This window comes from Nocardia sp. CNS-044, assembly GCF_059570515.1.
The window spans coordinates 16,436-30,445 of sequence record NZ_JCANSX010000013.1 but is presented as its reverse complement, the minus strand read 5'-3'; the positions used below and the strand labels follow the sequence as shown (position 1 = coordinate 30,445).

Annotated in this window: 11 protein-coding genes; 3 read left to right on the top strand and 8 right to left on the bottom strand. The window is 68.8% G+C overall.

Annotated features, from left to right (window positions below):
- Positions 1-179: 179 nt before the first annotated feature.
- From ilvA to T333_RS32385, 4 genes are all read right to left on the bottom strand, one after another.
- Positions 180-1,400, bottom strand: coding sequence for a threonine ammonia-lyase (gene ilvA, locus T333_RS32400; RefSeq protein ID WP_496426870.1), 1,221 nt, complete (start codon positions 1,398-1,400; stop codon positions 180-182).
- 50 nt (positions 1,401-1,450) lie between these two features.
- A complete protein-coding gene (locus T333_RS32395) occupies positions 1,451-2,629 on the bottom strand; it encodes a serine hydrolase domain-containing protein (RefSeq protein ID WP_496426869.1) in 1,179 nt (392 codons plus the stop codon).
- Between the two features lie 173 nt (positions 2,630-2,802).
- Positions 2,803-3,153: a hypothetical protein gene (locus T333_RS32390; protein WP_355003988.1), complete on the bottom strand. Its 351-nt coding sequence runs from the start codon at positions 3,151-3,153 to the stop codon at positions 2,803-2,805.
- 471 nt (positions 3,154-3,624) lie between these two features.
- Positions 3,625-4,548, bottom strand: a complete 924-nt coding sequence (locus tag T333_RS32385) for a zinc-binding dehydrogenase (RefSeq protein ID WP_496426868.1) — start codon at positions 4,546-4,548, stop codon at positions 3,625-3,627.
- An 82-nt stretch (positions 4,549-4,630) separates the two neighbouring features.
- On the opposite strand from T333_RS32385, the gene T333_RS32380 reads away from it, so the two are divergent.
- Positions 4,631-5,086 carry a MarR family winged helix-turn-helix transcriptional regulator gene (locus T333_RS32380; protein WP_355003986.1) on the top strand — a complete coding sequence of 152 codons (456 nt, stop codon included), beginning with the start codon at positions 4,631-4,633 and terminating at the stop codon, positions 5,084-5,086.
- A gap of 32 nt (positions 5,087-5,118) precedes the next feature.
- On the opposite strand, the gene idi is transcribed toward T333_RS32380, so the two are convergent.
- The 4 genes from idi to T333_RS32360 are packed head-to-tail and all read right to left on the bottom strand — an operon-like array spanning position 5,119 to position 9,666.
- Positions 5,119-5,697, bottom strand: a complete 579-nt coding sequence (gene idi, locus T333_RS32375; RefSeq protein WP_355003985.1) for an isopentenyl-diphosphate Delta-isomerase — start codon at positions 5,695-5,697, stop codon at positions 5,119-5,121.
- Entirely contained in the window at positions 5,694-6,566 is an 873-nt protein-coding gene (locus tag T333_RS32370) for a geranyl diphosphate 2-C-methyltransferase (RefSeq protein ID WP_355003984.1), read from the bottom strand. The genes idi and T333_RS32370 overlap by 4 nt, the downstream gene beginning before the upstream one ends.
- 31 nt (positions 6,567-6,597) lie before the next feature.
- Positions 6,598-8,244, bottom strand: coding sequence for a family 2 encapsulin nanocompartment cargo protein terpene cyclase (locus tag T333_RS32365; protein WP_496426867.1), 1,647 nt, complete (start codon positions 8,242-8,244; stop codon positions 6,598-6,600).
- 15 nt (positions 8,245-8,259) lie between these two features.
- Positions 8,260-9,666, bottom strand: coding sequence for a family 2B encapsulin nanocompartment shell protein (locus T333_RS32360; protein ID WP_496426866.1), 1,407 nt, complete (start codon positions 9,664-9,666; stop codon positions 8,260-8,262).
- 329 nt (positions 9,667-9,995) lie between these two features.
- On the opposite strand from T333_RS32360, the gene T333_RS32355 reads away from it, so the two are divergent.
- Positions 9,996-10,781: a bestrophin-like domain gene (locus T333_RS32355; RefSeq protein ID WP_357255937.1), complete on the top strand. Its 786-nt coding sequence runs from the start codon at positions 9,996-9,998 to the stop codon at positions 10,779-10,781.
- Positions 10,782-10,950: 169 nt separating this feature from the next.
- Positions 10,951-13,899: an acyl-CoA synthetase gene (locus T333_RS32350; protein ID WP_496426865.1), complete on the top strand. Its 2,949-nt coding sequence runs from the start codon at positions 10,951-10,953 to the stop codon at positions 13,897-13,899.
- Positions 13,900-14,010: the final 111 nt, after the last annotated feature.

The following is a 14,010-nucleotide window of genomic DNA, read 5'->3' as shown; positions in this document are numbered from 1 at the left end:
GTCCAGGCCACCGGTTTCAGCCGATGCACCACCGCCTATGGGGATCCCGCGAGGGTGGTCGCGACGCCGTCTTCGCAGACTCGAGGCCCGCCTCGCATGCGGTCCGACCTCTGCGAAGCTGTGCACAGTGGGAAGCTCTGCGAAGCGTCGAAAGCTCCGCGAGTCCCTTCGTGGTGGCATCAATCCTGAACGCGCACTGTATATCCCGCGTCGGTGAGCGCGGTGAGCACCTCGTCGCGGTGGTCGGGCCCGCGAGTCTCCAGAGTGAGAGCTACTTCGACTTCGTCGACGGCAAGCCAGGTCCCGGTGCGCGAGTGCACCACGTCCACCACACTCGCACCCGTCCCGCCCACCACGGTGAGCAATGCGGACAATCCGCCGGGTCGATCCGAGATCGTCACGCGCACAGCGAGATAGCGTCCTGCGGCGCTGAGGCCGTGGTTGACGATCCTGGTCAGCAGGAGGGGATCGATATTGCCGCCGGAGAGCACCGCGCAGACCGGCCCGCGCAGCTCGAGTTCGGCTGCGGCGCAACTCATCAGCGCTGCGACGGCCGCCGCGCCCGCGGGCTCCACGATGAGCTTCGCGCGTTCCAAGCACAGCAGCAGCGCCGTGGACAGCGCCTCCTCGTCCACCGTGACGATGCGCGGCGCGTGCGCGGCGACGTGCGCGAACGGCACCTCGCCTGGCAGCCCCACCGCGATCCCGTCGGCCATGGTCGACATCCGTTCCGCCCATACCGGTTTGCCGACCGCCAGCGATTCCGGCCACGCCGCGGCCTCGGCCGCCTGCACCCCGATCACCCGCACATCGGGCGCCAGCCGGTGCAGGGCGATCGCGATTCCGGCCAGCAACCCACCACCGCCGGTGGGTACGAGCACCGTGCCCACATCCGGCAGCTGCTCCAGAATCTCGAGCCCCACGGTCGCCTGCCCGGCCACGATGTCCGGGTGGTCGAACGGGTGGATCAGCGTGGCCCCGGTGCGCGCGGCGAAATCCAATGCCGCGTCGAGCGCTTCGTCGATGGTGTCGCCGACCTGCCGCACGCGCGCGCCATAAGCCTTGGTGGCAGCCAGTTTTGGCAACGAGGCGCCGATCGGCATGAAGACGGTGGCCTCGATGTCCAGCGAGGTGGCCGCCCACGCGACGCCCTGCGCGTGATTGCCGGCGCTCGCCGCGACCACCCCGCGCGCCCGGTCCTCGGAAGGCAGATTGGCGATCCGGTTGTAGGCGCCGCGCGGTTTGAACGAGCCGGTCCGCTGCAGGTTCTCGCATTTCAACCAGACGTCCGCGCCGCAACGTTCGGACAGCACCCGCGAGGCGACCACCGGCGTCCGGCGGATGACCGGCGCCAACAACGCCGCGGCCGACTCGATCCGTTCCAGCCCGATCAGCTCCATGGCCCCATGCTGCCATCGCGAACCGCGAGACATCCTACGATTCCGGGCGTTCAGTCCGCTTTCTTCGCGAGGTTGTGCGCCAGAGCGCCGAGCCGGGCCAAGCGGGCGTCACCGAGCGGGGTGAGCCTGCCGCCGAGCCGGTTGGTGACGAACCCGAGCGACATCCCGGTGGCCGGGTCCGCGAACGCGCCGGAACCGCCGAGCCCGAAGTGCCCGAACGCCGAGATCGGCGTGGCCTTGGACGGCATCATCGGTACGCCGTGGAATCCGAGTCCCCACGGGATGCGGAACGCGAGCACGTAATCGGGCGTGAAGACCTGGCGCTCGCGCATGTGGTCGATGGTCTCCGCGCCGAGCAGCCGGTAGCCGTCGAGGCTGCCGCCGATCGCCAGCGCTCCGTACAGCCTGGCCAGCGCCCGCGCGGAGAAGACGCCGTTCACGCCGGGCATGACCGAATCGTGCAGCCGCGGGTCCGACATCAGCTCGGCGAAACCGCTGGGCGTCGTCTCGGCGGCGGCGGCGAGGCGGCGGCTGCGACCCATGATCCGCGCGCCGCTCTCCCAGCTCATCCCGGCGACGGTCAGCTTCGGGAAGTTGACGGCGATGCGGTCTCGCTCGGCCTCGGGCACCCGGAACCACAGTTCCTCGGCGCCGAGTGGCTCGGAGATCTCGGTCCGCAGCACGTCGGTGAAGTCCGCGCCCGCGACCCGCCGCACCAGCTCCGCGACGAGGTGTCCGAAGCTGATGCCGTGATAGCCGCTGGTCGTGCGGTGCCGCGGGTCGGGTGCGGCGGCGGCGAGTGCGGCGGTGACCGCGGTGTCGTCGAAGAAGCGCTCTGGCGCACCGGGCAGCAGACCGCGCAGCCGGTGCAGTCCCGCGCGGTGGCTGAGCAGTGCGCGCACGGTGATGTGCTCTTTGCCCGCCGCGGCGAACTCGGGCCAGTACTCGGCGACCGGATGGTCGTAATCGAGCAGTCCGCGTTCGGCGAGGCGGTGCAGCAACGTGGCGGCGACACCCTTGCCGGTGGAATACGCGACGGCCAGCGTGTCGTGTTGCCACGGAACGCCCGGTCGCGCGAACCCGGCCCAGGCGTCGACCACGGGCTCGCCGTGCAGATAGACGGTCAGCGCGCCGCCGCCGTCGCTCGGGCGGCGGAAGAGCCGGTCGAATTCGGCGACGAGGCCGACGAAGCGCCGGTCCACGAACTGCGTTGTCGGAGGTGTCGGCATCGAGGTTTCCTTTTCTGCTCCTTACCCAGACTAAGGGTCCGGAACACGGCCATCTGGCGCGCCCATCCTGCCTCGAGCACAGCACGCCGCCGGACCGCTACGCGATTGGGCGGCGATCAACGATTCGACCGCGCCGGTCCCACTCTCGGGAACCGGCGGGGGAGGAGAGTAGGTCAGGCCGCCGCGGCGGTGCGCAGCGCGCCCAGTATGTCGGCGGGCTCTGCGACATCGAGGACGAGCCGGGTGAATTCCGAGCCCCTGAGCTCGACGCGCACGCCGGAGCCGTCGAAACGGGTGTCCCAGAATTCCTTGCGGCCCTTGCCGCGGAAGGTGCCCGCGGCGATCACGCCGGGGAAGAAGGTGCCGGGCGCGCGCACCCACGGCGGCCGCAGATCGACCTCGGCGGGCGCGACTTCGGTGATATCGCGCAGGTCGAAACTGAATTGGTCGCGCAGTGCGAGCAGTCGATGTCCGCCGAGCACCTTGACCGTCACTGTCGTTCCCGTGACCTCGATCTCCACCATGCCGCGTACCTCGCAATCGCCCCCGTATTTCCGTACGCCTCCAGCATCGGGCCCGCCCCTGGACTGACCCTGTGCCGATCCTGTGATTTCCCCAAGCTTCTGGACCGGAGCCTCGGCGCCGCCTGAGACGAGTTCCAATCAGGACCCGGCAGCCGCACCGGAAACTGAGAAGATGCCGCTACGTAGATATGCGCATCAACGCATGTCGATTCGAAGTGCGCACCCGCCACAACGTTCAGCATCTCGAGATCGGCAAGGAAGGCGAACGGTCTCGCGGGATCGGGCTCGGTGCCGCATCCACGGTGGTCGGCGCGGAAACCGACCGAAGGCCACCTTCATGCCGCCCCAGACCGATCGAAGGTGACCTTCGTTCACCCGACCTATCTGCCCGGGGTGCCGACCGAGGGGTGACCTTCGTCGTGGTGGGCCGACCGGCGGGGGTCTTCGGCCGGGTGTGCGTGTCCTGGTGCGCTACGGGACGTAGACGATGCGGTCGTCGGTCTGGGCGTTCCACGTCTCGCCGACTTGGGCGAGGGGCACGGGACGGGCCCGCACGGCGATCGCGTCGCTGTGCACCGCGACGGCGAGTTCCGGCAGCTCCGCGAGGAAGTCGCGTGCGGGTACCGAGCCGATTCCGCTGCCGCAGATCTGCAGCCGGGACGCGCGCAGCAGCGCGGAGTCGATGGGAATCGTCTGACCGGCGATGGATCCGATCTGGATCCAGTCCAGCGGAGCGCTGCGGTCGCGGCGAGCGGTGATCATCGCGGTCATCGCTCGGGCGGACGGTTCTCCCCACACGTAGTCGATGACGACGTCGACTTCGGCGGCGCGGTCGACCTCCTCGAAGCTCACCGTTTCGTCCGCGCCGAGGTCGTGCAGTGCGGCGAGCCGGGAAGCGTCGCGTCCCGCGGCGATCACGTACGCGGCGCCGAACCGTTTGGCGATCTGCACCGCCATGCTGCCGGCGCTGCCGGTGGCGCCGAGAACGAGGACGCATCGACCCTGCTGGAACGCGATGCGGCGGCGCAGCGCGACCCAGGACGACATCGCCGGGTTCATCGCGGCGGCGATGCGCACCGGGTCGGCGTCGTCCGGCAGTAGCACGCTGCGGCGCGGGTCGATGACGGTCTGCTCGGCGAGCGTGCCCAGGTCGCCGTCGTCCACCACCGTGTACCTGAGATTTCCGTGCTGGTCCCGTACGACGGCGTCGACGCCGGGGACGAACGGGAACGTGCCGGTGCTGCTGTAGTGCGTGCCGTTCGCCCGAGCCCTGACCAGTTGGTGCAGACCTGCCGCGAGAACATCCACGACCATCTCGTCCCCCTGGGCGACCGGGCCGGGGTACTCCCCGTACTGCGGCGGGGCGTCGAAGCTGGTGACAACGGCGGCGTGCATGGCAACTCCTCGTATTTGATTGGTATTACAAACTAAATCGAGTTTGGTTGGTAATACAAACCATGTCAAGTAGGATGCCCGTATGGAATCCGAGGACGCGCTCGAGGACGCTCTCGTCCGGACGTCGTTCCGAGTGATGGCCGTGCTCACCCGCATCGGTTCGGAGCACGATCTGTCCCTCACCCAACTGCGGTTGCTCGGCCTGCTGCGTGACCGCCGACCGCGCATGACCGATCTGGCGGCGTTCCTGGGGTTGGACAAGTCGACGATGTCCGGCCTCGTCGAACGGGCGGAGCGCCGAGGCCTCGTGGCACGAGGCAAGTCGCCGCAGGATCGCCGGGTGGTCGACGTGTTCATCACTCCGACGGGCAGCGAACTCGCGCAACGGGTGCAGGAGGAGATCCGCGCGGCCCTCGCGCCCTATACCGACCGTCTAGCCGCGGACGACCGCCAGACGCTCATCCAACTGCTCGACTCCCTTTCGGGAAGGTCGACGAATGGAAAGGCCCAGCCCGACGACTTGCGGGCTGGGCCATGACTTCGCCGCACGTGGGCGCGGCTACTCCTCGATCAGTGCGAGGCCGCGCGCCCCGCGTGATGCGCCGCGTCGGCGATCTCCAACACATCCGCCAACCACGGCGTGTAGCTCGTCGGATCCTCCGCGAGCGCCGCGCGCAGTTCCTCCGGCTGGATCCACGCGTACGCGGCGACCTCGGCGGGGTCGGGCCGCGGCACGCCGGCGTCGAGTAGCCCGATGAGCACGTGGTCCCACTCGTGCTCGACGCGGCCGGTGGCGCTGTCCCGCGCGTGATATCGGAAGACGCCGACCTCGGTGAGCGTGGTGGCCAGCCCGAGCTCCTCGGCGAGCCGCACCGCCGCCGCGGCCGCCACCGGCTCGCCGGGCGCGGGATGTCCGCAGCAGGTGTTGGCCCACAGCAGCGGAAAGCGGGTCTTCACGGCGGCCCGCTGCTGGAGCAGCACCCGTCCCGCCGAGTCGAAGAGCAGTACGGAGAACGCGCGATGGAGCCGCCCAGGCGCCTGGTGCGCCTCCGAGACCGGGCACGCGCCGACCGCGCGGCCCGCCTCGTCCACGAGCTCGACGGGCAGGGCCTCGCGGTCGGTCAACGGCTGGGCGAGGGTCTCGGTCACCTCCCCACCTTATCGGCGGCGATGAGCAGGTACTGGAAGCTGCCCTCTCGGTACGCGGTGAGGAACGGCTTCTCCACACCCGTCGCGAGCTCGGATTTCGTGCGCAGATCCCAGTACGGGATGGTGGCCGCCGTGAGGTCGACCACGTCGATGGGCACCAGGCCGTTCTCGGCGAGCGCCCGGAAGTACTCGCTGCGCGGATGGATCATGCAGCCGTAGTGCGCGTCGATCCAGCTGACCGACGACGAGCGCCCGCCCGTGACGTCGTTGGAGCAGCCGGTGATGCAGACGTAGCGCCCGCCGGGCTCCAGCAGCCGGGAGAACTCGCGGAACAGGTCGAACAGGTCGACGTACATGGTCGTCTCGTTGGTCCAGATCCCGCGCATCACGCCGCTGTCGAAGCCGGTGTCGAGCATGTTGCGGAAGTGGAACTTCACCTTGTCCGCGACGCCGCGGTGCGCGGCCTGGTCGTTGGCGAAGCCGACCTGGTACTCGGAGATGGTGACACCGTCCACCTGGCAGCCGAAGCGCTGGTTGGCCATGAAACTGGTGCCGCCACGGCCGGATCCGCCGTCCATCAATCGGTCGCCGGGGCGGACGTCACCGAGGTGGTCGAGCAGCAGATCGGCCTGCGCGGTCTCGAGCCGGTGGAGTTCCTCGACGATCCGTTCCTGGCGGGTGTTCTCGGGACCTTCCAGCACCGAGAGATCGGGGTCGCCGATGCCGTAGTGGTGGTGGTAGAGCCCGTCGACCTCGCCGAGCTTGGTGTTGACCCGGTCGTCGTTGGGGTTGTCGTTCCAGTACGCCGCAACGGATTTCTGGTAGTTGGTGCGCAGCACGGCCTCGGCCTGGGGGTTGAGCATGGTCATGCGTGATCATCCTCTCTCGTTGCGGTACCGGCTATCCGACATCTTTGTAGCGACGACTGTCGGCATGCCAGGCGCGGTTGCCGCCCATCCATGCCCACAGTCCGACGAGGAAGCGTCGCAGTTCCGGCGATCCGCCGGCGGCCAGCGGCGCGGCCTCGCGTTCGAAGCGGTGCACGAGTTCGTCGTGGACCGCCGCGGTGTGCAGCACCGCCTCTCTACGGGAGCACCGCTCTTCGGCGGCAAGCACCGTGGGGAGGTTGAATTCCCTTCCGTTGGAAAGGTCTTCGCGTGCCATCGAGTACAGATCGTTGACCATCTGGGCGGCGAGCGCCGCGGTGGTCGTCACCCGCCGCATCGCCGGGTGGGTGTATTCCGCCGCCGACAGCTCGTAGCCGCCGAGCACGTCGATCGGCGCCATGCACGGCAGGAAGCTGTGCGGTTGGCGGTTGGTGAGGTATTCCCAGACCGGTGGCATCCGGCCCGCGCCCCGCCAGCCCGCCTCGGCGCCAAGTGCGATGAACCAGCCGCCGATCTCGGTGCGCAGCCTGGCCAGTTGCGCCGGGCCGGCGTACTGCGCGAGGTGCTCGAACGAGGTGCGGAAGGCCCGCAGGATCGGATCTGCCTGCAGCGCGCGCTCCAGCTGCGGTGCGTAGCGCGCGGGCAGATGCGCGGGATCCATGACGGCCATGCACAGTTCGAGCCGCGGACCGAGCTCGGCCTCGGGGCTGGACGGGGTGCCATCGGGAGCTCGGTCGTCGGCATCCTCCTCGCAGTAGTAGTCGTCCACGGACCACTCCGAGACCGCGCATTTGGCCGCGGCCAGCAACTGGTCGGCGTGGGAACAGTCGGGGTGGGCGAGCATGACGAGCCGTCCGAAGTCGGCCTTGCGCAGGTCGTCCAGCCTGCCTTCGTAAAGGCCGATGTCCTCGGCCCAGGCCAGCAGGCCCTCGTTCACCGCCTCCGCGAGCACGGGATCGTCGCGCAGGGGAGGCGGGCAGTAGAGCGGCGGAATGCGGGAGCCGCTGCCGACCTGCGTCGAGGCGGTGCCGAGCCCGGACGGTCCGATCCGCGCCCGCGGCGGCGCGGCCGTCGCGGGACGCACCGCCGCGGACGCGGTACCCAAACCTGTCGGCCCCAAAGGAATTCGAGCCCATGGCCGGTCCGGCTCGGACGCTGGTGTGGCTGGCGCATGCCCGTTGCTTGCCGGTGCGGCGGCCCGCCCGGTGACCCGTACCGCAGGGCCGGACGGAATCGGTGGGCGCCGCGACTCCGCCGGACCGGCCCCCTGCGCCGGGCCGACGGAGTCCGCGGCGTTCCCGTCCGGCGGACCGGACGGGGTCTCGTCGACGCCGTCCGCGACCGGAGCGGCGTCAGGTGTGGAGGGGCCGATCGCCACACCGTCCGGCGCCAGGTACGGCGTGGTCGGTCCGGCGGTGCGATCGACGGGCAGCCGCAGCGCGCCCGACCCGAGCCCCCTCGGGCCGAGCAGCCGGACCGGCGTGAACCCGGCTGCTGGCCACGGCTGGCTCGAAACATCGGGCAGCGCAGCGGATTCCGCTACCGCTTCGGCGAACAGCTCGGCGGGCGCCGCGCTGTCCGTGCTGGTGAGCAGCGCCACGACGTCGGCGGCCAGATCGTGCGTGGCGGCGGGCGCGGCGGCGCGGGAGAGCACCGACATCGGTCATCACCCCGGCTAGTCCGCCTGCCGGGCGACCAGGACATTGTCGAGCACCCCGAGGGCGTCCGGGACCAGCACGGCGGCCGAGTAGTAGCAGCTGACCAGGTAGGAGATGATCGATTGGTCGTCGATGCCCTTGAAGCGCACGTTCAGACTGGGCTCGAACTCATCCGGAATTCCGGTCTGGTGCAGTCCGATCACGCCCTGGTCCTTTTCGCCGAGGCGCATGGCGAGGATCGAGGTGGTCCCGTTCTCGCTGACCGGGATCTTGCCGCACGGGTAGATCGGCACGCCGCGCCACGCGGGCACCCGGTGTCCGTCGACATCCACCGGGTCGGGATAGATTCCGCGCTTGGTGCATTCGCGGCCGAACGCGGCGATCGCTTTCGGGTGCGCCAGAAACATTTTCGTGCTGCGGCGCATGCTCAGCAGCTCGTCCATGTCGTCCGGGGTCGGCGGGCCGGACTCGGTGTAGATGCGCTGCTTGAGGTCGCAGTTGTGCAGCAAGCCGAAATCGGGATTGTTCACCAGATCGGATTCGCGGCGTTCGTAGAGCGCCTCGATGGTCAGGCGCAACTGCTGTTCGACCTGATTCATCGGATCGTTGAACAGATCGGCGACGCGGGAATGCACCCGCAACACGCTCTGCGCCAGGCTGAGCTCGTATTCTCGTGGAGCGGCGTCGTAATCGACGAACGTGCCTTGCAGCAGCGGCTCGCCGTCGTGGCCTGAGGAGATCTCGATGTCGGCCTCGCCCTTGGAATTCTGCCGATGAGCGGGCGCGGCCGCGACGCGTTCGAGTCGCTCGCGCAATGCCGGTGCGCTGTCGACCATTTCGTCGAGCGCCTGCCGGGGCAGCACGAGCATGGTGGTTTTGGTTACCGTCTTGACGGTCACCGGCCAGATGGCGGACGTATCGAGCAGGGTTTCGTCACCGAAATAGTCACCTGCGCCGAGCATGCCGACCTTGGTCTGCTCGCCGAATTCACCGGCGCCGATTTTGGCCAGCTTGCCGTGCACGATCAGGATGACCTGATTCATCGGATTACCGAATTCCGTGACGACAGTTCCGGGTTCGAGATCGCGCTGTTCGAAACGCCGCGCGAGCGCGCCCAGTGTTTCCTCGTCGTCGAATCCGCGCAACGGCGGAAGTTCCTGGAGTTCCAGCGGTATCACGCGGGCCTGTCCGCCGTCGACGGCGAATTCGACCTCACCGTTGCCGACGGTGTGAGTCAGGCGCCGGTTGACCCGGTATACACCGCCGTTGACCTGCACCCAGGGCAGCGTGCGGGTGAGCCAGCGCGAGCTGATCCCCTGCATCTGCGGTTCGGATTTGGTGGTGTGCGCCAGCTGGTGCGCGGCGCCCGTGCTCAGGCTCTTGCGAACGTTGTTTTCCGTTTGGACTGGCATTTCGATGGTCATGCGTGGTCCTCACCTCGAGGGGTCACCGGGACGGTCGATGGTGTTTCTTGGGCACGGCAGATCAGCAGACCGGGAAAGGCCTGCGAAAGAAGAGACATTCGCGTGGAAAAGACTTGCGAGACAGTGTGTTTCCAGACGGCATTGATGGTAGGTCGCGGAAGTGTTGCGGCGCAGCAAAATTCGCGGAATTCGCCCGAACGGATTCGGATGGTTACGACATGCGTTCGATCGAGTAACGGCAGATAACGACACGGCGACGCGCGCGAACATCCTGGGATGAATGATTGATTCGCCGACGATTCGCGGGCGGCTGGCTATCTTCTTGTCCCATGTTCACGTGGATCTACGTGTTGCCCATCTGGCTGGTCTTCCTCATCATCACCGGCACCGCAGTGCTGCTCACCTCCGCGGGCATCCTGGTGTCCCGCAAGTACGTGATCCGGATCTTCGGGCCCGAACCCGGCAAGAACGAGACCGTCACGATGGTGCTGACCGTCGGCGGCGTGTTCTACGGCCTGCTACTCGGCCTGATCGCGGCGGCGACCTACGAGTCCTACGACACCGCACAGTCCTTGGTCGCCGACGAGGCCGCCGCGCTCGGCACGCTCTACCGCGAGGTAGGCGCCTACCCCGAGCCGCAGCGCACCCAGCTCCAGCGGGATCTGATCGACTACGCCGACAACGTGCTCACCGAGGCGTGGCCCGCGCTGCGCGAGGGGCGCGAGCCGATGGGCGGCACGGCTCTGGTGACCCGGTTCCAGGTGAACCTGCTGGCTTTCGAGCCGCAAACCACCGCGCAGGAGATCGTGCACGCCGCGACCATCGAACAGTTCGCGCGCTTCGACTCCGACCGCAGACACCGGATCAACGCCACCGCGGGCGGCATGCCCGACGTGCTGTGGTGGGTCATCCTGGTCGGTGGCGCGGTCAACCTGGTGCTGCTGTGCATGTTCAGCCTCAGCCGCGGCGCGCATCTGATGCTCGGCGGCCTGTTCGCCTTCTTCCTCGGCGCGATGATCTTCCTCATCGCGGCGATGGACTATCCGTTCCGCGGTGATCTCAGCGTGAGCCCCGAGCCGTTCGAGAGCATGTATATCCACGTCATGGGGCGGTGACCGCGCTCACCTGCCATGGAACCTGTCACAGCCGACACATGAGGTCACCCCGATGTGGGAAGCTCGTCTATACGCGTGGACGGCATACTTCTCCGGGGGTCGGAAGGTGTCTCTTCGCGCCGAGCGCGCGGAGGTCGTGTGGGCACATTGCAGGGTAGGGCCAGGAGCGATGGTGAACTTCGGTAAGGAATTGGTGGGTTCGGTGCAGCGGTTGATGGCGACCGCGCAGAACGGCCTGGAGGTGATCCGCTTCGGTGGACTCACCCACGATGTCGAGTCGTCGCCCTTCGAGGTGGTCGAGCGGCGCAGGATGTATCGGCTGCGCCATTATTTCCCCGACGATGCCACGCCCGGTCGTCCGGTCGCGGTACTGGTGCCGCCGCTGATGGTCAACGCCGACATCTGGGACGTGAACGCCGAGGGCGGCGCCGTCGGCATTCTGCATCGCGGCGGAATCGATTGCTGGGTGGTCGATTTCGGTTCCCCGGCGAGCGAGGAGGGTGGCTGGGAGCGTGATCTCGCCGACCATGTGCTCGCGGTGAGCAGCGCCATCGACACGGTCTGCGAGGCGACCGGCAGCGACGTGCACCTGATGGGCTATTCGCAGGGCGGCATGTTCGCCTACCAGACCACCGCCTACCGCTTCGGCAAGGGCGTCGAGAGCATCGTGACCTTCGGCAGCCCGGTCGACATCGTCGCGGGCATACCGTTCGGACTGCCGTACGGGCTGGTCTCCGATGTGGCGGACTTCCTCGCCGATCACGTCGTGACGCGGCTGCCCATCACCGATTCGATGGTGCGGCTCGGCTTTCAGATGCTCGACCCGGTCAAGACCGCCAAGGCCAGGATCGACTTTCTGCGCCAGCTGCACGACCGCGAGGCGCTGCTGCCCAAGGAGCGCCAGCGCCGCTTCCTCAACAGCGATGGCTGGGTCGCCTACGCCGGGCCCGCGGCCGCCGACTTGCTCAAGCAGTTCGTCGCGCACAACCGGATGATGCTCGGCGGCTTCGTGATTCGCGATCAGCCGATCTCGCTCGCCGAGCTGAAGTGCCCGATTCTCGCCTTCGTCGGCGAGGTGGACGACATCGGCCAGCCCGCCGCGGTGCGGGGCATCGTGCGCGCGGCGCCGAACGCGGAGGTCTTCGAGGCCAGCCTGGTCGCGGGCCACTTCGGTCTGGTCGCGGGCAGCATGGCCACCAACCACACCTGGCCGCTGGTGCGCCAGTGGGTGGAGTGGATGGACGGCGGCAAGCCGCTGCCCGAGGAGATCTTCCGGATGTCCGAGCACGTGGCGACCAACCGCCCGCGCTCGGCGGCCACCCGGGTGGTGCACACCGCGGGGACGCTGGCCGAGGCGGGCGCGGGCATGGGCAAGGCGCTGGAAGGCATCGCCAACAACACCGTGCGCGGTTCGATCGAGCTGGCGGGCGAGGCAGCGCGGGCGCTGCCCAGGTTGACCCGGTTGGGCATGATCCAGCCCAACACCCGCATCTCGCTCGGCAAGCTGCTCGCCGAGCAGGCCAAACGGGCGCCGCTGCGCGAATGCTTCCTCTTCGATGACCGGGTGCACACCAACGCGGCGGTGCAAGTCCGCATCGACAACGTGGTGCGCGGGCTCATCTCCGTCGGCATCCGGCCCGCCACCCGGGTCGGTGTGCTGATGGAGACCCGCCCGAGCGCCCTGGTGACGGTGGCGGCGCTGTCGCGGCTCGGCGCGGTGGCGGTGCTGCTCGCGCCGGGCAGCGAGCTGAACCGCGCCATCGAACTCACCGGCGCGGAGACGGTGATCGTCGATCCGGAGAACCTGCGTCTGGCGTCGGGGAGCGGCGCACGAACCCTGGTGTTGGGCGGCGGCGAGGCCCGCGGACTCGACATCCCCTTGGGCGACAACGTGATCGACCTCGAGCAGATCGATCCCACCCAGGTGCGGGTGCCCGCCTGGTACCGCCCCAACCCGGGCTTGGCGCGCGAGCTGGCCTTCGTGCTGGTGACCGGCACCGGCGACCGGCTGGAGACCAAGCACATCACCAACCACCGCTGGGCGCTGTCGGCCTTCGGCACCGCGACCACCGCCGATCTCGACCGCAAAGACACGGTGTACTGCCTCGCGCCGCTGCACCACTCGTCGGGCCTGCTGGTCAGCCTCGGCGGCGCCATCGCGGGCGGCAGCCGCATCGCGCTGGCCAGGTCGCTCGACCCGGAGCAGTTCGCCGAGGAAGTGCACCGCTACGGCGTCACGGTGGTGACCTACACCTGGACGATGCTGCGCGACATCCTCGACGCCGGAGTGTTCCCCGCCGGGCATCGGCACCCGATCCGGTTGTTCATCGGCTCGGGCATGCCCGCCGGACTGTGGCGGCGCACCACCGACCAGTTCGAACCGGCGCGGGTGCTGGAGTTCTACGCGTCCATCGAGGGCGATGTGGTGCTCGCCAACGTGACCGGGGCCAAGGCGGGCTGCAAGGGCCGCCCGGTGCCTGGCACCGCCAAGGTCGAACTGGTGGCCTACGACCCGAGCACGGGCGGCATCCTGGTCGACGATGCCGGTTTCGCCCGCCGTTGCGCGGACAACGAGGTCGGCCTGCTGCTCGGCCGGGCCTCGGAGGGCGTCGACATCTCCGAGGGCGGCCTGCGCGGGGTGTTCACCGCGGGCGACTCGTGGATGCCGACCGAGAATCTGTTCCGCCGCGACAGCGACAGCGACTACTGGCTGGTCGACCGCAAGGACACGGTGATCCACACCGCGCGCGGCCCGGTGTTCGGCCAGCCGATCGTGGACGTGCTCAACGACATCACCGCCGTCGACATGGAGGTCGCCTACGGCCTTCCGGTCGGCGACCACTGCCTCGCGGTGGCGGCGGTGTCGGTGCGGGCGGGTTTCCACCTGGAGCCGAAGGACGTCACCGAGGCGATGCGCGCCCTCGACACCGAGCAGCGACCGGACCTGGTGTACGTGGTCGACGAGATTCCGCGCAGCTCCAGCTACCGGCCGTCCACCCGGGCGGTGCAGGCGGCCGGGCGGCCGGAACCGGGTCCGCTCACCTGGTGGTACCACCGCGAGACCGAGAACTACGAAGTGCTCACCGAGACCGAGGCCCGCGCGCTTTTCGGTAACTGAGCCCGTCCCGGCCGCACCGGACCCGCCGGTGCGGCCGGAACGTGTTGTAGATCCGCCGGATTGGCCGCGGCACGCGCACCCGGACAATTCGCGCCGCGGCGTCGGCTGGCA

Excerpts from the sequence above, each read along its gene's own strand:
- ilvA (WP_496426870.1), bottom strand. The coding sequence starts at position 1,400 with ATGGAGCTGATCGGGCTGGAACGGATCGAGTCGGCCGCGGCGTTGTTG.
- T333_RS32395 (WP_496426869.1), bottom strand. The coding sequence starts at position 2,629 with ATGCCGACACCTCCGACAACGCAGTTCGTGGACCGGCGCTTCGTCGGC.
- T333_RS32390 (WP_355003988.1), bottom strand. The coding sequence starts at position 3,153 with ATGGTGGAGATCGAGGTCACGGGAACGACAGTGACGGTCAAGGTGCTC.
- T333_RS32385 (WP_496426868.1), bottom strand. The coding sequence starts at position 4,548 with ATGCACGCCGCCGTTGTCACCAGCTTCGACGCCCCGCCGCAGTACGGG.
- T333_RS32380 (WP_355003986.1), top strand. The coding sequence starts at position 4,631 with ATGGAATCCGAGGACGCGCTCGAGGACGCTCTCGTCCGGACGTCGTTC.
- T333_RS32370 (WP_355003984.1), bottom strand. The coding sequence starts at position 6,566 with ATGACCATGCTCAACCCCCAGGCCGAGGCCGTGCTGCGCACCAACTAC.
- T333_RS32365 (WP_496426867.1), bottom strand. The coding sequence starts at position 8,244 with ATGTCGGTGCTCTCCCGCGCCGCCGCGCCCGCCGCCACGCACGATCTG.
- T333_RS32360 (WP_496426866.1), bottom strand. The coding sequence starts at position 9,666 with ATGACCATCGAAATGCCAGTCCAAACGGAAAACAACGTTCGCAAGAGC.
- T333_RS32355 (WP_357255937.1), top strand. The coding sequence starts at position 9,996 with ATGTTCACGTGGATCTACGTGTTGCCCATCTGGCTGGTCTTCCTCATC.
- T333_RS32350 (WP_496426865.1), top strand. The coding sequence starts at position 10,951 with ATGGTGAACTTCGGTAAGGAATTGGTGGGTTCGGTGCAGCGGTTGATG.